Annotated in this window: 18 protein-coding genes; 11 read left to right on the forward strand and 7 right to left on the reverse strand. The window is 72.3% G+C overall.

The window, feature by feature from the left end; genetic code table 11:
* Positions 1–10: 10 nt before the first annotated feature.
* The 3 genes from PUR61_RS07630 to PUR61_RS07640 form a co-directional block, all read right to left on the reverse strand.
* Entirely contained in the window at positions 11–1,039 is a 1,029-nt protein-coding gene (locus tag PUR61_RS07630) for a hypothetical protein (protein WP_329877001.1), read from the reverse strand.
* A gap of 96 nt (positions 1,040–1,135) precedes the next feature.
* A complete protein-coding gene (locus PUR61_RS07635; protein WP_329877002.1) occupies positions 1,136–1,432 on the reverse strand; it encodes a hypothetical protein in 297 nt (98 codons plus the stop codon).
* 160 nt (positions 1,433–1,592) lie between these two features.
* On the reverse strand, positions 1,593–2,423 hold the full coding sequence (locus PUR61_RS07640; protein WP_329877004.1) for a hypothetical protein: 831 nt from the start codon (positions 2,421–2,423) through the stop codon (positions 1,593–1,595).
* A gap of 889 nt (positions 2,424–3,312) precedes the next feature.
* Here PUR61_RS07640 and PUR61_RS07645 point away from each other — a divergent pair.
* From PUR61_RS07645 to PUR61_RS07695, 11 genes are all read left to right on the forward strand, one after another.
* Complete coding sequence (locus PUR61_RS07645; RefSeq protein WP_329877006.1) at positions 3,313–4,581, forward strand: hydroxymethylcytosylglucuronate/cytosylglucuronate synthase; 1,269 nt, start codon at positions 3,313–3,315, stop codon at positions 4,579–4,581.
* A 95-nt stretch (positions 4,582–4,676) separates the two neighbouring features.
* Positions 4,677–5,666, forward strand: a complete 990-nt coding sequence (gene blsE, locus PUR61_RS07650; RefSeq protein ID WP_329877008.1) for a cytosylglucuronate decarboxylase — start codon at positions 4,677–4,679, stop codon at positions 5,664–5,666.
* Positions 5,654–6,667: a CGA synthase-related protein gene (blsF, locus tag PUR61_RS07655; protein ID WP_329877010.1), complete on the forward strand. Its 1,014-nt coding sequence runs from the start codon at positions 5,654–5,656 to the stop codon at positions 6,665–6,667. The genes blsE and blsF overlap by 13 nt, the downstream gene beginning before the upstream one ends.
* Positions 6,668–6,817: 150 nt before the next feature.
* Positions 6,818–7,984: an arginine 2,3-aminomutase gene (blsG, locus tag PUR61_RS07660; RefSeq protein ID WP_329877012.1), complete on the forward strand. Its 1,167-nt coding sequence runs from the start codon at positions 6,818–6,820 to the stop codon at positions 7,982–7,984.
* Positions 7,981–9,162 (forward strand): DegT/DnrJ/EryC1/StrS family aminotransferase, encoded by a 1,182-nt coding sequence (locus PUR61_RS07665; protein ID WP_329877014.1) that lies wholly within the window; start codon positions 7,981–7,983, stop codon positions 9,160–9,162. The genes blsG and PUR61_RS07665 overlap by 4 nt, the downstream gene beginning before the upstream one ends.
* Positions 9,159–10,400 (forward strand): ATP-grasp domain-containing protein, encoded by a 1,242-nt coding sequence (locus PUR61_RS07670; RefSeq protein WP_329877016.1) that lies wholly within the window; start codon positions 9,159–9,161, stop codon positions 10,398–10,400. Before PUR61_RS07665 ends, PUR61_RS07670 begins: the two co-directional genes overlap by 4 nt.
* Positions 10,401–10,526: 126 nt before the next feature.
* The gene (locus PUR61_RS07675; protein ID WP_329877018.1) at positions 10,527–11,810 is read left to right on the forward strand and encodes an MFS transporter; all 1,284 of its coding nucleotides are present in this window, start codon (positions 10,527–10,529) and stop codon (positions 11,808–11,810) included.
* A gap of 313 nt (positions 11,811–12,123) precedes the next feature.
* The gene (locus PUR61_RS07680) at positions 12,124–14,007 is read left to right on the forward strand and encodes a hypothetical protein (RefSeq protein WP_329877020.1); all 1,884 of its coding nucleotides are present in this window, start codon (positions 12,124–12,126) and stop codon (positions 14,005–14,007) included.
* A gap of 25 nt (positions 14,008–14,032) precedes the next feature.
* The gene (locus PUR61_RS07685) at positions 14,033–14,653 is read left to right on the forward strand and encodes a class I SAM-dependent methyltransferase (protein ID WP_329877022.1); all 621 of its coding nucleotides are present in this window, start codon (positions 14,033–14,035) and stop codon (positions 14,651–14,653) included.
* Between the two features lie 87 nt (positions 14,654–14,740).
* Entirely contained in the window at positions 14,741–15,259 is a 519-nt protein-coding gene (locus PUR61_RS07690; protein ID WP_329877024.1) for a nucleoside 2-deoxyribosyltransferase, read from the forward strand.
* 107 nt (positions 15,260–15,366) lie between these two features.
* Positions 15,367–16,740 carry a M1 family metallopeptidase gene (locus PUR61_RS07695; RefSeq protein WP_329877026.1) on the forward strand — a complete coding sequence of 458 codons (1,374 nt, stop codon included), beginning with the start codon at positions 15,367–15,369 and terminating at the stop codon, positions 16,738–16,740.
* A gap of 60 nt (positions 16,741–16,800) precedes the next feature.
* Here PUR61_RS07695 and PUR61_RS07700 read toward each other — a convergent pair whose 3' ends face one another.
* The 4 genes from PUR61_RS07700 to PUR61_RS07715 form a co-directional block, all read right to left on the reverse strand.
* Positions 16,801–17,781, reverse strand: coding sequence for a hydroxyacid dehydrogenase (locus PUR61_RS07700; RefSeq protein ID WP_329877063.1), 981 nt, complete (start codon positions 17,779–17,781; stop codon positions 16,801–16,803).
* Positions 17,782–17,882: 101 nt separating this feature from the next.
* Positions 17,883–18,734: a carbohydrate ABC transporter permease gene (locus PUR61_RS07705; protein WP_329877028.1), complete on the reverse strand. Its 852-nt coding sequence runs from the start codon at positions 18,732–18,734 to the stop codon at positions 17,883–17,885.
* Positions 18,731–19,669 (reverse strand): carbohydrate ABC transporter permease, encoded by a 939-nt coding sequence (locus tag PUR61_RS07710; RefSeq protein WP_380354124.1) that lies wholly within the window; start codon positions 19,667–19,669, stop codon positions 18,731–18,733. The genes PUR61_RS07705 and PUR61_RS07710 overlap by 4 nt, the downstream gene beginning before the upstream one ends.
* 2 nt (positions 19,670–19,671) lie before the next feature.
* The gene (locus tag PUR61_RS07715; RefSeq protein WP_329877030.1) at positions 19,672–21,018 is read right to left on the reverse strand and encodes an ABC transporter substrate-binding protein; all 1,347 of its coding nucleotides are present in this window, start codon (positions 21,016–21,018) and stop codon (positions 19,672–19,674) included.
* Positions 21,019–21,024 lie beyond the last annotated feature (6 nt).

The following is a 21,024-nucleotide window of genomic DNA, read 5'->3' on the forward strand; positions in this document are numbered from 1 at the left end:
CCAGGTGGTACTAAGCCCCTTGGGAGCTCAGGCTCTTGACCACTCCGGCAAGGACGTGCGCCTGTCGGTCGAGGAGACTCCCGACCTCGAAGGGGGCTTCGAAGACGATATCGAAGCCTTTATTGCTGCCATGGTCAACGAATGACGTGACCTTGTAGGAGTAGCCGGCCGCGCCGATCGGGGTGCCGAAGAGGTTCACGCCCACGGTCGGTTCGGACCTCAGATCCTCGACGATCTGGCTGGCAGCCCCACTGGTGTAGCTGACCGCGATGGACGGAAATCTGCTGATCGCCAGTTCCTGGAGTGCGTTGATGCCGTCGTCCTGCGGGAGCGGATCGAGCGTCGATCCTGTCTTGGTCGAAACCGGGCCGTCTCGCAAGGCGTCCTTGAGGGGATCGAGGTAGAACCAGCCCTGATGGCTGTCCGCCTGGTACGCGAGAGGCTTGCAGTAGACCGTGGTGAGCCCTTTGAATGCGATCTCCATCGTGCAGTCGGCGGGCGTGGTGTTGAACTGACCGAGCGATACCCCGGCGGAATCTCCGGTGATCGCCAGAATAGCAACTACGGGAACATTTCCGACTTTCTGGCCATTGATCGAGAGGTCGGCGTAGTCCCCCTTGGGATGAGTGAGGTCGAACTTCACGTGAACTTGCTTCGTGCCCGCCCTCACGCTTTCGCGAATCTTTTCGGGAATCGGCTCGATGCCGTACCCCGCCCGATAGGAGGTTTCCCCGGTGGCGGTCTCCACGCAGATCCCGCCGTTTCCCTCCTCAGGGTGCCCGGTGTTTCTCAAGAGAATATCCCTCAGTCCGAGCGCGCGGGTTCTCCCGTTCATGAGCGCCTTGACGGGGAGATAGTGTTTCAAGACCTTGCCGAGCGGATCGACCAGGACCTTGGAGACTTTCGGGAGTTTCGGGAGATGGCTCTCCAAGTTGTCCAGTACGGCCTGGTCGAGCTCGAATGTACCTGACTCGGACCATGCGTTCAGCCGGTCGACGAGGATGTACTCGACCTTCTCCTCGACCCGGGCTCGACGCAAATCTTCAGGAGTGATGGCAGAGATTGTCGCCTCATACTTCCTTACCAGGTCGGCGGTCGCCTGACCGGCCTTTTCGGCTACCTCGTGGACCTTCTTCTAATCGGAGAACGAGAACGCGAAATCCAGGGCCCTGAGGTATTTCAGATAGCGTTCGGTGAGGGGCTCCCCGGCGGTCAGCCCCTCACCTCGGACGGCCGCCGAGATGTTGTGGTCGATAAACTCCCAGGTGGCGGAGTAGAAGTTGTTGTCGGGGGTGAGGTAGTGGTACGGGAGGTTCTTCGTGCCGAGGTCGAATGCTCTCATCGCCGGCTTCGAGAGGGCAGCGGCGGCGCCCTTCGCTACTTCATCATGGAAGGCTTTGGTGGCGGCCAGAAGATCAGGGGTGGGCTTCACGATGCTTCCTTAGACGGCTTGGTGGCGGGGGCTTGACGGTGATCGATCTCGGCGTGCGGCGGGGGGAGGAGTGCGTGACGGTGCCGTCCGGTCCTGCGGCGAGGACCGGACGGCACCGTCGCCCGGCGCGCCCGGCGGACGGACCGCCGGGCATCGCAGGTCAGGGGGTCAGGGAGGTGATGCCACCGCCGATGACGTGGGCCCGGCGGTCGAGGATGTTGCCGGTCACGTCCATGGGTGTCTCGAAGACGATGTCGAAGCCCTCGTTCTCGCTGCGCTTTTCCAGTGAGGTCGACTTGTACTCGTACCCGGCCGAGCCGAGCGGGATGCCGAAGAGGTTGACGCTGACGCTGCTCTCGGAATGCAGCTTTTCGAGGGATTCGCTGGTCGAGCCGCGGCTGTAGCTGATCCTGAAGGACGGGAATCGACTGATGACCAGATATTGCAGTGCCTTGATGCCGCCGTCGCTCGGGTAGGGCGTCATGACGAAGCCGGACTTGGTGGGATCCGGGCCGTTGTCGATGGCGTCCTTGATCGGTGACAGGTAGAACCAGCCGGTGGCGCTGTCCACCTGGTAGGGCCGGGGCTTGATGTAGACGGCGGTGGGCCCTCCGTAGGTCAGTGTGACCGAACACTCCTCGAAAGAGGTGTTCAGCTCGTGCAGGGAGTAGCTGGTACCGGATTCGGTGCTGATCGTCAGGACCGAGAAGAGATTGATTCTGCCCCCGGCCTGGCCTTCGATCTGCAGGTCGGCTTCCTTCTCCGCGAAGTTGCTGAAACCCAGGTGAACCGAGACCTTGTTGTCACCCTTCAGCCGGGTGTCGATCTGCTTGGGGCCGGGTTCGACGTCGATTCCCGCATGGTAGGCGGTCTTCTTGTGATCGTCCTCGGTGATGACCCCGTTGTTCGCCTCGTTGGGATGCTCGGCGTTCTTCTTGACGTTTCTGATCTCACTGTCGGCCTGGTAGATGCGATTGACGATTCCACTCACCGCCAGGGTTGCGTGCGACGGATGCGGTTCGTCGGACCCTCTAGAGCGCCGAGGGCGTCGCCGATCGGCCGATTCATGCGTCGGGTTCACCGTTCCGCAGCTGCTGGAGGTGCAGGACGGCGAGGCGAGGGGCGTTCGGCGTGGACGGGACCCCAGTGGCGGATGATCGTGCCACGCATGACCGGCCGCGGGGATGCCTGCGCTCTGGGGCGATCGTCCGGATGCGAACCAAATACTTGCACCCGGAGGGCCGGTGGGTCGTGCGGTCAGAGCCGTCGGACCGCGATGTCACTCGAATGGTTGATCATTCTGTGGCGCGGCGGATCCCGATGTGCCTCGGCTCGGCTCGGGGAGGTCGTGGCGGTGATGGCGTTTCCGGCCCCGGGTGCGCCCTGGCTGTTCGCCCGCCGCACCGTGCCGCGTGGACCTCGCGGGGGCGGTGGTACGGGACTTGTTCCGGGTCGTGCTTCATTCGGAGGTCCGCGACCGCCGCGAACGCCGCATCGTCGTCCGGGTTCGCGGTCCCGCCGCCCTGCGGCCGCACCCGGGCTGCCGGCAGCAACGGTTCCACCGGATCCCGCGACCCGGCAGGAGTGAACCGGCGACCCGATCACCGCACGGGGCGCGCTGCTATCCCCTGGGGGATCATCAACTGCCGATCGTCAGATGATAGTTAGTCGCCAGATCGGGACATTCACTCGTGAGCATGAATGCCGAATCGGGCCCTTGTGCCGGTCGGCCGTATGCGTAACGGTTGTGGTCGAAGGAAGCCTCGCCGCGTCGACCGCACGGTGGGGTGCGTGATCCCTCCCGGGGCTGCTCCGTGCACGCACGGAGCACGTCCCGGCCCCAACCCTGCCGGCCTTTTCAGGAATGCGGGAGACAACCGATGCCGTCCGATGTCGCTCCGCCCGTCGAGAACCCCGCCCCGGGGGCCGGCCCCGCCACCGTCGCACTGGTGGGGGCCGAATTCGGATGGGGCAGCTCGGGGAAGCTCAGCGCCGTGCTCTCCGCGCTGCGGCGCCGCCCGACGACGCCGCTGCGCTTCGTGGGGCTGGCCTCCGGGCTGGGCCGGCCGCTGCTCGCCGAGCACACGGTGGACGGCTGGTACGACCTGCCGGACGACCCGGAACGGCTGGCCCCCGCGGTCCGGGAGATCGTCCGGTCGCAGGGTGTGCGGGCCGCCGTGGTCGTCCTGGACGGCGCGGCCGCGAAGGCGCTGCTGGCGGCCGGCGTGCCGACGGTGTTCGTCGACAGCCTGCCCTTCCTCTGGTCCGAGGGCGACCGGGACGCCCTGCCGCTGGACACGACGGTGTACTGCGCGCAGCGGAGCGTGGAGCTGCCCTCCGAGTGCCTGGACGTCCTGGCCGGCGCCCGGGCCCTGCGCTGGGTCGAGGCGGTCATCGCCGCGCCCCGCGCCGCGGCGTCCGCGCAGGCCGCCGTGGGGCCCGCGGGCGGGCGGAGCGCCGGCGGGCCGTACCGCAGGGCGCTGATCAGCCTGGGCGGGTTGCGGGCCCCGCGACTCGGCGATCCGGGGAACTACCCGCGCCTGGTCGTGCCGGCCGTCCTGGAGGCCCTCGCCGCCCACGGGGTCGAGGAGGTGCACATCGCCGGGAACCTGCCCGCCGACCTGGCGGGCCGGTTGGTCGACGCGTCGATCGCCCCGCCGCGGACGACCACCGGCCCGCTCGGGCACGGGGCGTTCCTGGAGCGCCTGGCCGGGAGTGACGTCCTGCTCACCTCGCCGGGCCTGACCACCCTGCTGGAGGCCGGCGGCCTGGACGTCCCCACGATCTGCCTGCCGCCGCAGAACCTCAGCCAGATCTTCAACGGCCGCTACCACAGCCAGGCGCTCGACGCCCGGCTCCGGGTGCCCTGGCCCAAGGGCGTGCTCGCCGAGGACGAGGCGCTGGCGCTCCGCTCCGAGGGGGAGGACCACGCCCTGGAACTGATCTACGGCGCGATCGAGGCGGCGGCCCGGGGTGACGACCGCCGAGCCGTCGGGCGCGTCCTGCGTGACGGTGTCCTGGAGGCGCTGCGCCGGTCCGCCGAGGTCGAGGACTGGGCCGCGCTCACCGCCGCGGTCGGCACCGGCGGCGCGGACCAGGTGGCCGACGCCCTGCTCGAAGTCCTGGACGCGGCGCACCCGTCCACCTGACCCGGCGGCCGGGTCCGGCCGTCCCCGCCCCTGCTCCGTCCGCCCTCGACCCCGCCCCGCCTCCGTCCCGTGAACCGCCTGGAAGGTCCCGCCCCGTGCGTGCACGTGATCGCTACCTCTTCATCAGGATCCTGGAAGCCTGCAACGCCGACTGCTTCATGTGCGAGTTCGCCCTCTCCCGCGACACGTTCCGGTTCTCCCGGGAGGACTTCGACGACCTCCTGCCCAAGGCCCGGGACGCCGGCGTCGGGTACGTCCGGTTCACCGGCGGGGAGCCGCTGATGCACCCGGACGTGGTGGAACTGGTGCGCTCGGGGACGGCCGCCGGGATGAGGATGTCCCTGATCACCAACGGCTCGCTGCTGCCCCGGCAGGCCGCCCGGCTGGCCGAGGCCGGCCTGGCCCAGGTGATCGTCAGCCTGGACGGCTCCTCCGGTGCCACCCACGACGTCTACCGGCGGTCCCCCGGCATGTTCGACAGCGGGCTGCAGGGCCTGCGCGACGCCGCCGCGCTCGGCGTCCTGCCCAGGGTCAACACCGTGGTCGGGCCGCACAACTACACCGAGATGCCGCAGCTGCAACAGGTCCTGACCGAGGCGGGGGTGCAGCAGTGGGAGCTGTCCGCCCTCAAGCTCGACCGCACCGTCACCTACCCCGACGCCGACCACGTCCGCACCGTCTGTGATCCGCTCTACGAGGCGGACCCGGACGCCGTCCTGGTCCCGATGGGCAAGCGCTTCTACGGCGACACCCCGGAGGAGCAGGAGCGGTACTTCACCCGGTCCGTCACCCCGCGCGCCGCCGAGCCGTTGTGCCACGTCGCCGACGACGTCATCTACATCGACGGCAAGTACGGGCGGATGTACGCGTGCAGCTGCATCCCGCACCGGGACGGTGACGACGGGCCCGGCGGCGCACCGCTGCGGGAGCAGGGGGTGATCCGGCTGGACACCCCGGTCTTCCGGTCCCACGCCGACTACTTCCGCGAGCGCGGCCCCGAGGTGTGCAGCGGGTGTTCCACCACGGCCGCCGGCTACAGCGACGACGTGGCCCGGCTCGGGACGGTGGGACCGTGGCACTACTGACCTCCGGTCCGGAGACCGCCCCGCCGGCTGCGGAGACCTCGTCGGTGGAGACTTCGCAGGCTGCGGAGGTCCGGCCGGCCCCGCACGCTCCGGACGGCCGTGCCCCGTGCGGCCCCGGGGTGCTGCTGAGGGCCCGGGAGGGCCAGTTGGACTCGACGCTCGCCCTGCGCCGGGTGGCGGCCCACCTCGGGGACCTCCACCGGGTGGAGGGGCCGGACCCCGACCCGCCACCCGTCGTGGCACTGGTCTGCGACGACCTGGCGGCCACCGAACGGCTGCTGGCCCTGGGTGTTCCGGTGGTGCACCTGGCGTCGGGCCATCCGGGGCCGTCCGCCGCCGACGCGCCGCCGGAACGGGCGCTCGGCCGGACCCACCGGCCAGGGTGGCTGCCGCGGTCCGGGCCCGCCGCCGGGGCCGCCCGCCCGACCGGGATCCTCGCGCCGCACCGCACCGGCCGCAGCCGGACGCGCTCGGGCACCCTCCTGCTGCTGTCCCTCTGGGGCGTGCCGGACGCCGACGCGGCGGCCTTCGCCACCGGACCGCTGCCGCGGCTCGCCGACGCCGCGCTGCGGCGCACCGGAAGCTGCACCGTGGTCGCCGACACCGGGCTCGACCTCCTGCGGTCCGCCCTGGAGGGCCGCGCGGAACGCCCGGGCCTCCGGGTGGACCGGGCCTCCGATGTCGACCCGGACGCGCTGCACGCCGGGGCCGCCGTGTTCCTCGCCTCGCCGGTGCTCGGGGTGCTGGCCCTCGCCCAGGCGCGCCGGGCTCCCCTGACCCTGCTGCCACCGCTCGGGCCCGCCCAGCGGGACCTGGCCGCCCGGGTCGCCGCGGTCCTGCCCCTGCCGACGGCGGAGGATCCCGACGACCCCGGCCTGTGGGAGCCGTCCGAGGCGACCGCGGCGGGGCCCTGGCACCTGCTCGATCCGGCCCTGGACGACCTGCGCGGCGCACAGCGCGTCGCCCGCACCGTCCGCCAGCTCGCGCTCGCCCCACCGTGAGCGCCCCCGCGCGGTGAACCCGCCGTCCCCGAGCGCGCCCCGCGGTGAGCTCGCCGCAGCGGTCCGTCCCGTCACCTCGTCAGCCCGCCGGTCCGGCCACGCCGGTACCGCCCCCCTCACCCACGTCGCCCGCCTCGTGCTGGAGCCGCCATGTCCGACACCCTCCGCGAACCCACGGCTGCCACCCGCCCCGAACTGATCCGCCCCAGGGTCCCCGAGACCGACTGGGACGACTGGCGCTGGCACATGCGCCGGCGCATCACCACCGCCGACAAGGCCCGGCAGTGGATCAACCTCAGTGTCGACGAGGAGAAGGCCATCACCGGGGTGGCGGGCAAGTACCGCTGGAGCGTCACCCCCTACTACGCGTCGCTGATGGACCCGGACGACCCGGCCTGCCCGGTCCGGCTGCAGGCGGTGCCGGCGCTCGGCGAGCTGATGGAGTTCCCCGGGGCCGAGGTCGACCCGGTCGGCGACACCTTCTACCGCAAGACCAACCGGGTGGTGCACAAGTACCCGGACCGGGTGATCATGCTGGTCACCGAGGCCTGCCCGGTCTACTGCCGCCACTGCACGCGCAAGTTCCACACGACCGACGTCGAGGGCACCTACTTCCGCGACGACGAGGGCGGCTCGTACGACGAGGACCTGCGGTACATCGCGGACCACCCGGAGATCCGGGACGTCCTGCTGACCGGCGGCGACCCGTTGTCCTACCAGGACGGCAAGCTGGAGGAGATCATCGCCGGGCTCCGCGCGATCCCCAGCGTGGAGATCATCCGGATCGGCAGCAGGTTCCCGGTGCTGTTGCCGCAGCGGATCACCGAGGGGCTCTGCTCGATGCTCGCCCGGTACCACCCGGTCTGGCTGAACACCCACTTCAACCACCCGAAGGAGATCACCCCGGAGGCCGCGGCGGCCGTGGACCGCCTGCTCCGGCACGGGATCCCGGTCGGGAACCAGACGGTCCTGCTGCGCGGGATCAACGACGACGTCGACACCATGCGCACCCTGATGACCGAGCTGCTGCGGATCAGGGTCCGGCCCTACTACCTCTACCACTGCGACAACGTCACCGGGGTCTCGCACTTCATGACGTCCGTGGAGAAGGGCTGGGAGATCATGGCCGGCCTCCAGGGCCACATCACCGGGTTCGGCGTCCCCCAGTACGTGCTGACGACGAAGATCGGCAAGATCCCCATCGCGCAGCCCTCCTACACCCCCACCCCCGACGGCCTGCTGCTCCGCAACTACCGAGGCCAGGAGATGGTCGTCGACGGTACCGCGCAGCCGATCACGGAGTCAGACACCCCATGAGCTCTCTCGACAAGCGGCTCGGGCAGCGCTTCCTGCCCTACGGAGCGAACTACCTCGACTGGTCCGACATGGCGGAGCTGCAGGAGGTGATCGAGCACCAGGTCCTGTTTCGCTACCAGACCGAGACCGAGAGCATGGCCTCCCGGTTGGAGCGCAGCGTCGCCGAGCGGCTGGGCGCGGGCCACGCCCTGGCGGTCCACAACTGCACGGAGGCGCTGCGGCTGGCGCTGATCTCCACCCGGCCCGCCATCGGCGACCTGGTCCACATCCCGGCGGTCACCTTCGTCGCGGTGGCCGGGGCGGTGCTGTCCTGCGGCCTGGTCCCGGTGCTGGTCGACGCCGACGACTCGCTCTCGATGGACCCGACCCTGCTGCCGCCCGACGCGCAGCGGGTGATCACGGCCCACATGGAGGGCACCGTGGCACCCCTGCCGGGGGGCGTGCCGTACCTCGTCGAGGACTGCGCCCAGTCCCTCGGTGCCCGGTTCCCCGACGGCCGGTACGTCGGGACGGCCGGGTACGCGGGGACGTTCAGCTTCCACCACAACAAGGTCCTCACCTCGGGCGAGGGCGGGCTGCTCGTCACGAACGACGAGGACGCCTGGGCGACCATGCGCCGCTACCACGACCACGGCTCGGCCCGGGTGCCGGGGCACTACCCGACGTGGAACCGGGACGCCCACTTCGGCGAGAACTTCGTGACCAGCGAGCAGGTCGCGGCCGTCCAGTGCCAGCAGTTCCGGCACCTCGACGAGCTGCTCGCCGGCCTGGAGCGGATGTACGCCATCGCCATGGCCGAGCTGCCGAACCGGTCCGACCTGGTGGTGCGGCCCCGGGCCGCCGGGGACGTGAAGGTCAGCCTGCGGTTCCGGTGCGAGAGCAGGGAGTTGCGGGACGCCTCGGTGGCGGCGCTCACCGCGGCGGGGATCGCCAACTGGACGCTCGGGAAGTACCTGCTGCCCGACCACCCGGTGCTCACCGGCCGGCGTTCGCTCTACCGCGACGGCTTTCCGTGGAACCACGCGCCCGAGGGCCCGCTCGCGCTCAGCCGCGACGGCTTCGCACGGACCAGGGACCTCCTGGACCGCACCCTGTGCGTGCCGCTCTCCCCGGAACTGTCCGAGGAGGAACAGGCCCTCGCGGCCAAGGCCGTCCGCCAGGCGCTGGAGGCGGTGTGACCGACGCCGAGGTGCTGCTGATGGTGGACGACCGGCCGTCCTCGTTCACCCGCTACGCGGCCCGGGAGCTGGCCGGCCGGTTGGTCCTGCTGAGGTTCGCCGGGACGGCGCCGGACCTGCCCGAGGACTACCTCCTGGAGACCGCGCACCTGCCCGCCTTCTGGGTGCGCGAGGACGTGCCGGCGCAGGAGGAGGCGAAGCGCTACCGGGAGTGGGCGGCCGGGCTGCCGGCGGCCCCGAGCCGGTTCTGCAATCCGTCGGAGCCCCGGCAGGCGGTGGCCCAGCGGTTCGCGGAGCTGGCGGGCCTCCCGCACCTGACCGAACAGCAGGTGGTCCTGGTCCGGGACAAGGCCGCCATGAAGGAGCGCTTCCGTGAACTCGGCCTGAGGACGGCGGAGTTCGCGCGGGTCCGGTCGGCCGAGGAGGTCGGGCGGTTTGCCGCCCGGCACGGCTGGCCGGTGGTGCTCAAGCCGGTGGACTCGTTCGCCTGCGTGGACACCCACCGGCTCACCGGGCCGGGCGACCTCGCGGGGATCGACCTCGGCGCGCGGAACTGGATGGTGGAGGAGCACCTCGGTGGCACCGAGTGGGAGGTGTGCGCGCTCATCCTCGACGGCGAGGTCCTGGACGCGTGGCCGAGCGCGATGCCCTGCCGCCCGTTGGACATCGTCGACGGGGCGATGAACGCCAACATCAGCGTCGGCACCGGGGACGGCCCGCCGGTCGACCTGCGGGCGCTGGTCCAGCGCATCGTCACCGGGACGGGCGTCGACCACGGGTACGCGCACATGGAGTTCTTCCTGATCGACGGCGAGGTGTACGCGGGGGAGATCGGCGTGCGGCTCGCGGGTTGCGAGATCCCCGCCAACCACGGCCACGCGTACGGCTTCGACGTGTTCGGGGCCACCCTGGCGGTCTACCTCGGCCGCCGCCCGGACCTGGCCTACCGGGAGCGCCGCTGTGCGGGCGACCTGCTGCTGCCGCTGCCCGGGTCCGGCAGGGTCGGGCGGATCACGTCCCGCGAGGAGATCCTGGGGATGCCGGGGGTCGTCGACGCCGTGCTCAAGGTCGCCGCCGGTGACGCGGTGACGGCCCGTCGGGCCTCGCACAACGCCTCGGGGTACGCCCATGTCGTGGGAGGGTCGGTGGAGGAGGTGGAGGCACGGATGCGCGAGGTGCTCGACCGGTTCACGATCGAGGTGGTGCCGGAGCGGGAGACCGACCCCGTCCCGCTCTGATCCCACGCGCGCGAGCAGTGCCACCCGCACCACCCACACCACCCGCCTCGCTCGCGTCGTCCGCGGGCAGGGGCCGCACCACCGACCCCGCCGCCCCCGGGCGGCCACGGAACGGAGACCGACCACGTGACCAGCGGCCTGCCCCGTCGCTTCCTCGACCTGCTCACCCGACCCCGGGTGGCCGGCGCGGCCTGGTGGAGCGTCGTCTCCAGGCTGCCGGTCTACCTGATGTCGCTGGCCGTCGTGCTGACGGTCCGTGAGCAGGGCGGCAGCTACGCCCAGGCCGGTCTGGTCGCCGCGCTGTACACCCTCGGGATGGCCCTCGGCAGTCCGCTGATCGCCCGCCGCCTCGACCGGCGCGGGCGGGCGACGGTGCTGACCGCCACGGCTCTCGCGTACCCGGCGGCCCTCGCCGTCCTGGTCTGGGTCACCCGCCCCGGCGGGTGGGCGCAGCCGGTGGTGGCGGTCGTCGCCGGGGTGGTGCTGCCGCCGGCGAACGCCTGCATGCGCTCGCTCTGGGCGCGGCTGCCCCTCCGGGAGGAGGAGCGCGAGACGGCCTACCTCTGGGAGGCCCTGCTCACCGAAGTCCTGGTGATCGGCGCGCCGCTGATGCTGGCGGCGCTGATGCTGGTCGGTTCGGCGGGCCTGGCGCTGACGACGGTCGCGGTGCTCGGCGGCCTGGGCACGCTGGGGCTCGCGCACACCCGGCTGCCCCCCGGCACCGACGGCGCCGAGGCGTCCGCTCCGGACGGCCCGGGTGGCCCGGGTGGCGGGAACGATCCGAAGGACCCGGGCGGCCCGAAGGACCGGGGCGGCCTGCTGGGTCCGCTGCGCGAACCGGCCCTGCTCGCGCTGGCGGCCGTCATGGCCGTCTCCGCGGTGCCCGTCGGGCTGCTGACCCTGGCGATCCCGGCCTTCGTCGCCCGGCACGGGGCCCCCGGCGGTGCGGGCGTGGTGTACGCGTGCTGGGGGATCGGCAGCGCCCTGGGCGCCCTCTGGCTCGGCCGCTCGCAGTCCCGGGTGCCTCCCCAGGTGCGCTTCCCGCGCCTGCTGCTGGCGTACGCCCTCGGGACGGGGCTGACGCTGCTCGCCGGCTCCCAGGTGGGTCTGGCGTTGGCACTCGCGGTGGGCAGCGCGCCCATCGCCCTGGTGTCCGCCAGTGAGATGACCCTGGTGAGCGCCATCGCCGACGGCCGGTCGTTGGCGGAGGCGTTCACCTGGGCGTCGCTCGCCACCGTCCTGGGCGACGCGCTGGGCCAGCAGGTCGGCGGCCTGCTGATGGACCCGTTCGGGCCGCGGGCGGTCTTCGCGGTGGCGACCTGCACCGCCTTGGCCGCCGCCGGACTGGCCTTCGCCTGCCGGGGGTTGCTGGCCCGTCGGCCGGCCCCGCTGGTGGAGTGTGCGGCGTGACGGCCGGGCCCGCGACCCTCGTGGTCGGCAGCCGGTCCGGCCCCTCCGGCCTGTCCGGCCCCTCCGGCCTGTCCGGCCCCGCCGGCCTGTGCGGCCCGCGCCACCCGTGCGGGGCCCGCGGTCCGCGGAGCCCCCGCCGGCCCCGCAGTCCCGGTCGTCCCCCCGGCCCGCACCGTCCCCCCGGCTCCCTCCGGCCACGCAGGCGCTCCCGCCTCCGCCGCCCCGTCGACCCGTTCACCCTTCGTCGGCTCGTGCCCCGAGCCGCTCCCTTCCCTCCCGCCCTTCCGGCGCGGACGACCCGAGGTGGTCCCTCATGAGTACAGCCCTCACCGACCGGCGGCCCGACCGGCCGTCCGGGCCGAAGCCCCTGTTCCGCCAGGTCACCCGGCAGCAATTACCCCAGGCCGTCCGGGAGTTCCTGGACGCCCCGGAACTCTCGCCGGTGCCCGTCGCGACCGAGGACCGCGCCGACCTGGCAGCCGGTGTCGAGCTCGCGGGCCGGCTGTACGGCGGCCTGCGGCGACCCCACCCGCTGGACGTCGGAGTCGTCCTCGGCGCGGCCGACCTGCCCGCGGGGCTCGCCGAGCTGGCCCGCCCGCTCGCCCGGACCTGGGTGCCCGAGGAGGAACTGGCGGACCTCCCGGCTTTCCGGGCCCGGCACGCCGGCTCGCTGCTGGTCGTCGGCTGCTACGACCGGCTCACCCTCGACCCCGTCCGGGCCCTGCTGATGGCCACCTACCGCGGCCCGCGGCACGGGCTGACGCTGCTGAGCGGCCGGGACGGCGACTCGGTGGTCTGGAACGTGGCCAAGCAGTACGCGGAACCGGCCCTCGACGTCGACGCGCTGGGCCTGTTCACCGACACCGACCGGCCCCCGCGGCTGCCCGGCGTCCAGGTCTTCGACGACCGCGACTTCGAGCGTTCGGACATCCAGGCGGAGATCCTCGGCACCCGGTGGCGGCGGGTGGCCTTCCAGGGGCACGGCAAGGACGACAGCGTCAACCTCGGCGAGTTCACCATCTGCGGCCTCAACGGCACGGCCCGCGCCGTGCCCGGACTGCTCGGCCCGCGCTGCGCGTACGGACTCCCCTGCTACAAGCCCGAGGACAAGCTGGTGCCCCTCAACCGGGTGGAGGCCGTCGAGGTGGTGCTCAGCGCCTGCAACAGCGGCCCGCTCGCGGACCTCGCCCTGTACGACCCGAAGTACCAGCTGCTGCTCAACGCGCTCGACGGCCCGGCCCGCACGGTGGTGTCTGCCGTGTCGGTGCACGACTCCGACCGGCCGGAGAACGTCGCCTGGATGCACGGCGCCCTCCTCGGCGCCGACTCCGTCGACACCCTCAACGCCAGTCTGGCGGGCTCGCACCCCTACCCGGCGTTCATGCGGTTCGGACTGCCGGGCGCACCGGAGGACACCCCGCCGCCCCCGGCCCCGGCGGACCACCGGCCCGACGCGCTGCTGCTCACCGTGGGCCGGCGGCTGACCGCCTACCTCGCGTCCGACCTGCTGCCGCACAACCACCCGCTCCGGCCCCGGCTGACCAAACTCGCCCGCAAGGTGGACCTCTGGGTGGCCCGGCCCACGCATCTCGCCGACCAGTCGCCCGAACAGATCCACGCCTCCCTCACGGCAGACCTGCAGTCCCTCGACCACGTGATCACCGAGCAGGTCGCGGCCGACCCCGAGACCGAGCTCATGAACTACCCGGCGCACTTCGGCGACCGGAGCAGCCTGGACCCGCAGGTCCGCGAGGTCACCTGCCACTGCGGCCGCCCCGCGCAGGAGTTCACCCGGCGCGGGCTGCTCCCGCAGATCCTGGACACCACCTGCGCCGTCTGCATGCGGTGCGGCGACGTCACCTTCCGGGTCCCGGACGCTCCCGCGCTGCTCGCCCACGCCGCGGACGAGGTCGAACAGGGCGGGGTGCTGGAGGTCCGGGCCACGGTCACCGCGGCCCGCTCCGGCCCGGTCCGGCTGGGGCTCTTCGTCCCGACCTACCTGCGCGAGGACACCACCGTGGAGCCGGCCACCACCAGGCTCAAGCTCCCCGGCGGACAGGCCGAGGATGTCGCGTTCCGTGTGCGGTTCGCCCCCGGCACGGCCCCGCAGGCCTACTACTTCACGGTGTTCGCCGTGCAGGACCTCGCCGTCTCGACGGCCCGGCGCCACTTCGGGGTCGTCCCCCGGAGCGCCTGACCCACCCGCAACCCCAGGGAGAACCATGGAGAGCCAGACCAAGCCCGCCATCGAACTGATCGAGCAGAACGGCGAGGTGACCCTCAGCATCGGCGGCGAGCAGGCCATGCAGGCCTGGGAGCGGGACCTCATGTGGGCCAGCGCCGACATGCTCTGCGAGTACGGCCGGGACTTCTACGAGGTGGGACTCGGCCTCGGCCTGTCCGCGCTGCGCATCGCCGGCAACCCGGCGACCCGCAGCCACACCGTGCTCGAACTCTTCGACGAGGTCGAGGACCTCTTCCGGGCCCGGCACCCCCGGGTGCCCGACAGCCTGACCGTCGAGCGCGGCAACTTCTTCGAGCGGGTCTTCGACCTGCCGTCCGAGAGCATCGACGGGATGTTCTTCGACCCGGCCCTCGACATGGACGTCTGGACGGACGCCGAGCTGTGGGCCAGGACCATGCCGGAGGTCGTCCGGGTGCTGCGGCCCGGCGGCGTGTTCATCCCGTTCTTCAGCACCAAGCCGGAGCTGCGCTGGCAGTACCTGCCGCACTTCCGGTCGATCCGGGTCGAGCGGCACCCGTTCGTCGCCTACGACACCACGGAGTACACCCACGGCGGCACCACCGGTGACGCCTTCATCCAGTGTTTCCGCAAGGACTGACCCGGCACACCGTCCGCCGTCCACGACCGCTCCGCCGGTCGGCCCTCACCCGACACCGCGCACCGGCGCCGCCCCGGAGGTACTCCCATGACCGTCACGCTGCCCGATGGCTCCCGCCCCGACCTCGGCATCCGATCGATCTTCCTCGCCGGCCCGTTCATCCAGCTCCTGGACCCGGAGACCGGCGAGATGCCGGCCGACGCCCGGGCCCCGTTCGACGTCCTGATCAAGCACTTCGAGGCACAGGGACTCTCCGTGCACAACGCCCACCGCCGCGAGGCGTGGGGCGCGGAGCTGATGCGGCCCGAGCAGTGCACCCGCCTCGACCAGGACGAGATCCGCAAGGCCGACGTCTTCGTCGCGCTGCCGGGCCATCCGGCCTCCCCGGGGACCCACATCGAGATCGGCTGGGCGAGTGCCTTCGGCAAGCCGATCGTCCTGCTGCTGGAACGCGGCAGGGAGTACACCTTCCTGGTGCAGGGCCTGCACACGGTGGCGTCGGTGGAGTACGTGGTCCACACGGACATCGCCGCCTGCCTGCCCGCCGTCGACCGGGCGGTCGAGCGGGCGGTGCTGCGCCTGCGGGAGGGCGACGGCGGCCGGTGACCGTCGACCGCCCGTGGTCGGGCTCCGGCTCAGGCCGGAGCCCGACCCGCCCGTCCACGACCCCGTTCACGGCCCCGTCCACCGCCCCGCCCCGGCCGGTCCCCGGGGTGCGCGGCAGGTCCGTGCGGATCCTGCCGGCCGTCCTCGCCTGCCTCGCCCTGACCGCCACCGCCACCGGCTTCGTGCCGCCCGGCGGCCGGCGGCACGAGCCGGCCCCGGCACCGACCCCGGCAGCGGCGGTCTACACGGTCGCGCTGACCGGCGACGCCGCGGGAGGCCGGTGGTCGGGGCACGAGGAGGTGAGCTTCACCAACGACTCCCCGGAACCGCTCCGGGAGGTCCAGCTCCGTCTGTGGGGCAACGCGCACGGGGGCTGCGCGGACCCGGCGGTCACGGTCACGGGCCTGGCCGGAGCCGCCGGGGACGCGTTCTCGGTGGGCTGCACCGCGCTGCGGGTCACCCTGCCGGTCCCGCTCGGTCCCGGGGACCGGCACACGATCGGCTTCGACCTGACCGTCCGGGCCCCCGAACGCGCGGACAGCGCCGACCGGTTCGGACGGCACGGGGCGTACAGCTACTTCGGCAACGCGCTTCCGGTGCTCGCGGTGCGGGACGCCGCGGGCTGGCACCTCGACCCGTTCACCGACACCGGGGAGTCCTTCTACACCCTGGCCGCGGACTTCACCGTCGCCCTGGACCACCCGTCCGGCCTGGGGGTGCCGGCCACCGGCACGTCGACCGGGGCCCCGGGTTCCGCGGGACGCACCGTCACCACGGCGACCGCCCGGCAGGTGCGCGACTTCGCGTGGGCCGCGGGCCCGTTCGGCACCGTCTCGGGCCTCTCCGCGGGCGGGGTGGTGGTCAACGTCCACACGGTGGCCGGTGTCGGGGCGGAGGACGCGCGGGCGATACTGGCCGTCGCGGTGTCCGCGACGGACGCGCACTCCCGGGCGTTCGGCGCCTACCCGTACGCGGAGCTGGACGCCGTCCTGGACGACGACCTCTGGTTCAGCGGCATGGAGTACCCGGGATTCGTCCTGGACCGGGTGAACACGACCGCGCTCGTCCACGAGGTCGCGCACCAGTGGTGGTACGGCGTCGTCGGAGACGATCAGTACGGCCGGCCCTGGCTGGACGAGTCGTTCGCCGAGTACGCCACGGACCTGGCCCTCGGCCGGGACGGGGCGGACTGCTGGAACTCCGTCGCGTGGTCGTCGCCGCAGGAGCGGGTCACCAACGGCATGGCGTACTGGGACGACCACCCGGCCCGGTACGGGGAGGTCGTCTACGGGTACGGCGGGTGCGCGCTGCACGACCTGCGCCGGCTGATCGGCGCCGGGGCGATGGCCGACCTGCTCCGCGGCTACGTGCGCGAGCACTGGTACGGCGTGAGCAGCACCCCGGCGTTCAAGGCCGCGGCCCAGGCCGCCACCGCCGAGGACCTGGCCCCGTTCTGGGCCGCCCACCGGATCGACGGCTGACCGCCGCCCGAGCACCCGGGTCGGGTCGGTCGGGCGGCGGCGGGCCGTGGACGGCGCGCTTCACGCCGTGCGGTGGGCGTCCTCGGCGTGGACCGGGTGGGCGAACGGCTGTCCGGCGGTGTAGCGGGCGAGCTCGTCGGCCGCGGCGGCGGCCATCCGGTGCAGCTCGCGGCCGAGCGAGCCCGCGATGTGCGGTGTGAGCACGACGTTGGGCAGGTCGTAGAGCGGGGAGTCGGGCGGCAGCACCTCGGGGACGGTGACGTCGATGACGGCGTCGAGCCGCCCCGTGGTCAGCTCGCGGACCAGGGCGTCCTGGTCGACGAGGGAGCCGCGGGAGGTGTTGACGAGGGTGGCGCCGTCGGGCATCAGGGCGAGCCGCCGGGCGTCGATCAGGTGGTGGGTGTCGGGGAGCTCGGGGGCGTGGACGCTGACCACGGCGCTCTCCGCGCACAGCTCGTCGAGCCCGACGGAGCGGGCGCCGAGGCGGGCGGCCTCGGCCGGTTCCACGTACGGGTCGTGGAGGAGCAGGTCGAGGTCGTGGGGGCGCAGGAGTTCGAGGACCCGGCGGCCGATCCGGGAGGCGCCCACGATGCCGACGGTGCGCCGGTAGTTGCCCGCGTCGGCGTAGGCGGCCTGCCAGTCGTACGGGGCGCGGCGGGTCCGGTAGTCCTCGCGGATGCGCAGCAGCTGCTTGTTGGCGTGCAGGACGGCGGCGACGGTGTACTCGGCGACGGGGAGGGCGTTGGCCCAGGCGGCGGAGGTGACCTGGATGCCGCGGTGCCAGCAGGCGTCGGTGATGTGGTGCTTGACGGAGCCCGCGGCGTGGATGACGGCGCGCAGCCGGGGGGCGGCGGCGAGGACGGCCTCGTCGATCGGGGGGCAGCCCCAGCCGGAGACGATCACCTCGGCCCCGGCGAGGGCGGTGGCGGCCTCGGGGGTGGTGAAGTCGTCGAGGACGAGCGCCGGGTCGAGGTCGGCCAGGGCGCTGAGACGGGCCATGGTGTGCTCGTCGATCAGGCGGCCGGTGAGGTCCCGCTGCATGGCGAGCACGGCGCGGGGGCGGCGCACCGCGCCGGCCCCCTCGGCCGCCGGGGGGTGGGGCATGGTGTTCGTTCCCTCGGGGTCGGCGTGGGCGGCGGGGTTCACTTGACGCTCCCTGCCGTGAGTCCGGCCTTCCAGTGCCGCTGGAGCAGCACGAAGGCGAGGATGAGCGGGACGACGGCGAGGAGCGCGCCGGTGACGACCAGCGGGTAGTACTCGGGGAAGGCCTTGGTCTGGGCGTTCCAGGTGAAGAGGCCGAGGCTGACCGGGAAGAGCTCGTTGTCGGAGAGCATCACCAGCGGCAGGAAGAAGTTGTTCCAGATCGCGGTGAACTGGAACAGCACCACGGTGACGAAGCCGGGCATGACCATGCGCAGCCCGATCGACCAGAAGGTGCGCAGCTCGCCGGCTCCGTCCACCCGGGCGGCCTCCAGGACCTCGCCGGGGACGTAGCCGGCGCAGAACACTCGGGCGAGGTAGACCCCGAAGGGGTTGACCAGGGAGGGCAGGAAGACCGCCCAGAAGGTGTTGACGATGCCGAGTTCGGAGGCGAGCAGGTACATCGGCAGGGCGAGCGCGGTGGTGGGCACCAGGACGCCGAGCAGCACCAGTCCGAACACCTTCTCCTTGCCGGGGAAGTCGTAGACGTGGAAGGCGTAGCCGGCGGCGACGCAGACCAGGGCGCAGAGCACGGAGCCGAACCCCGCGTAGAGCAGGGAGTTGAGGTACCAGCGGAAGTAGATGCCGTCGCCGGTGGTGGCGAGGTCGTGCAGGTTCCGGCCGAGGTTGATGTTGTCGGGGGTCAGGGCGTTGCCGCCGAGGAGGTCCGCGGTGTTCTTGGCGGCTGCGGTCAGCAGCCAGCCGAGCGGCAGCAGGGTGTAGACGGTGGCCAGGACGAGGGTGCCGTTGACGGCGGTCCCGGAGAGGGTCCAGGGGCGGCGGGGGGTGCTCATGCCGCGGCCTCCTTCCGGCGGTCGGAACGGCTGCGGGTGGCCCGGGTGACCGCGAAGGACAGCAGGGCGGCGGCGAGGGCGAGCAGCACCGAGGAGGCGGCGGCCAGGCCGTAGTCGCCCCGCTCGAAGGCGGCGGTGTAGGCGTACATGTTGGGGGTCCAGGTGGAGACCACGCCCGGTGCGGTGCCGTGCAGGATCATCGGTTCGGTGAAGAGCTGGAGCGAGCCGATGACGGTGAACAGGCCGACCATGGCGAGCGAGGGCTTGATGAGCGGGATCTTGATGCTCAGGGCGGTGCGCAGCGGGCCGGCGCCGTCGACCACGGCGGCCTCCAGCACCTCGCGGGGGATGGCCTGGAGCGCGGCGTAGAAGATGACCATGTTGTAGCCGGTCCACTGCCACAGGGCCATGTTGACCACGGCGGGCAGGGGGTTCCCGAGGGGGTCGGGCTGGGTGCCGAGGGTCTCCAGGGCGTCGAGCACCGGGCTGATGCCGGGGGTGTAGAGGTACATCCAGATCAGCGCCGCGATGATGCCGGGGACGGCGTGCGGGATGAACAGCGCGAGTTGGAAGAACCGCTTCGCGCGGGTCAGCGCGGAGTCCAGCAGCAGGGCGAGGACGAGTGCGAAGCCGGCCATCAGCGGGATGTAGAGCAGGCAGTACCGGGCGATGGTGAGGAAGCCCTCGCGGTAGGCCTCGTCCTCCAGGGCCCGGGTGTAGTTGCCGAGGCCGGTGAAGACGGTCTCGGTGCCGCCGAAGCCGAGTCCCGAGTGGCGCTCGGTGAAGAGGCTGAGCCGGACCGCGTAGCCGATCGGGACGAGGGTGCAGGCCGTGAAGAGCAGGAGGAACGGGGCGAGCAGGACGGCCGGGGCCCCGTACCGCCCGCGCCGCGCGGTGGCGGCGGCGCGGGCGGTCCCGGTGCGGGTGGTGCGGATCGTCACTGGGCGACCTTCAGCCCGCGGTTCTTGAACTCGGCGAGGGTGGCCTGCTGGGCGGCGGCCAGGGCGTCGTCGATGGTGCCGGTCCGGCCGGCGACCTTGCCGAAGGAGTCCTTCAGCGAGCCGTTGGTGAGGCCCATGACCGGCCCCCAGGTCCAGCCGGGCTTGATGGAGCTGGCGGCGTCCGGGAACACCGCGTAGAGGTCCTGGCCGCCGTAGAAGTCGGTGTTGAAGGCCTGCTTGGCGACGGGGACGAGCTCGGTGGCGGCGGGGAAGGCGGAGGAGGTGCCGGAGGCGATGCGGGCCTTGAACCCGTCGGCGGTGGTGGTGGCCCAGGTGGCGAACTCGACGGCGGCCTTGGCCTTCTTGCTGTCCTTGGAGACGGCGAAGGTGGTGCCGCCGAGCATGCCGCTGGCGGGGTTGCCGTCCCAGGTGGGCATGGGGGCGACCGCCCACTTGCCGTTGATGTCGGGGGTGGTGCCGAGGTTGGACTTCAGGACGCCGCCGCCCCAGGAGGCGCCGAGGTAGCCGGCGGTCTCGCCCTTCTGGAGGGAGGCGGTCCACTGCTGGCTGAAGGAGGGCTGGACGTGGACGAGGTCCTCGTCGATCAGCTGCTGCCAGTACGCGGAGACCTTCTTCGTCTCGGGTCCGGTGAGGTCGGCCTTCCAGGCGTCGTCGGCGGCGGTGAACCAGCGTGCGCCGTTCTGCCAGGCCATGGCCTCGAAGGTGGTGGGGTCGTCGGGGAAGAAGGTCGCGATGCGGGCGTCGGGCTGGGCGGTCTTGAGCTTCTGCGCGGCGGTGCGGAACTCGTCCCAGGTCTTCGGCGCGGTGATGCCGGCCTTCTCGAAGAGGTCCTTGCGGTAGTAGAACGCCTGCGGTGCGGCGTCCAGCGGCAGGGCCCAGGTCCGGCCGCCGAGGGAGGTGAGCTCGGTGGCCTGCGGCAGGTACTTGGCCTTCAGGTCGGCGCCGACGAGCTTGCTGATGTCCTGGACGGCGCCCTGGCTGACGAAGTCGGGCAGCTGCGGGTACTCGACGTTGAACACGTCGGGGGCGTTGCCGGCCTTGACGGCGTTGGAGAGCTTGGCGTAGCCGCCGGCGTTGCCCGCGGGGATCTCCTCGAAGGTGATCTGGATGTTCGGGTGGCCGGCGTTGAAGGCGGCCACCACCTCCTTGGTGCCCTTGGCCCAGCCCCAGAAGGTGAGGGTGACGGGCTTGCCGTCGTCGGCGCCGGCCGAGCTCTTGGTGTCGCTTCCGCAGGCGGCCAGCAGGCTCACGCAGAGCGCGGCGGCGGTGGCGGTGGCGGCGGCGCGCAGGGCTCTGCGACGGGAGGGCACGAGTGAGCGCATGGCACA

The sequence above is a fragment of the Streptomyces sp. BE20 genome (genome assembly GCF_036322525.1).
In the GTDB taxonomy this organism is placed as follows: domain Bacteria; phylum Actinomycetota; class Actinomycetes; order Streptomycetales; family Streptomycetaceae; genus Kitasatospora.